Here is a 528-nt window from a genome sequence, read left to right as displayed (position 1 = left end):
AACGGGTAATGCCAGAGATACAGCGAATAGCTGAGGTTCCCCATCCATGCGACGATCGGGTGCCGCAGAACGGCTGCGATCCGCAGCTTTCGCTCCAGCGCCGCCTGCATGAAAATCACCATCGGGAACAGCAGCGCAGGAAAGACCAGGTCGCGGGCGATCTGGTAGCGTGTATCAAGCTTGGGGGCATGAGGGATCCGGCTGTGCAGAAATTCCAACCCTGATCGCGTGTGATATTCGTTACCGTACAGCCACGTAAGGCATAAGGCCGCCACCGCGGTGAGGACAATCCAGACCGCGTTCTGATGGTTCGACCAGCGCAGGAACATACGATGGGCGGCAACCCCGGCGAAGAATTGGACGAGGCCGCCTGCCAGATGAACGCTCACCGGCATCATCGCGAACCCGACAAGAACCATCACGGCAATCGTGACCGGTCGGATCCCGAACCGGCGCGAGACGAGGAAGAACACGCCGTACAGGAACACTTCGGTCGAAACCGTCCATGACGGTCCGTTAAACGAGAAG

1 protein-coding gene is annotated in these 528 nt (G+C 59.3%); it reads right to left on the bottom strand.

Annotated features, from left to right (window positions below; genetic code table 11):
- On the bottom strand, positions 1–488 hold a 488-nt coding region (locus ACYVE7_RS35565; protein WP_460371118.1), incomplete at its 3' end, for an acyltransferase family protein.
- Positions 489–528 lie beyond the last annotated feature (40 nt).

Source organism: Actinocorallia lasiicapitis (genome assembly GCF_054778695.1).
Note: the sequence above shows the minus strand (reverse complement) of the source record. Positions and strands in the feature narration are given on the sequence as shown.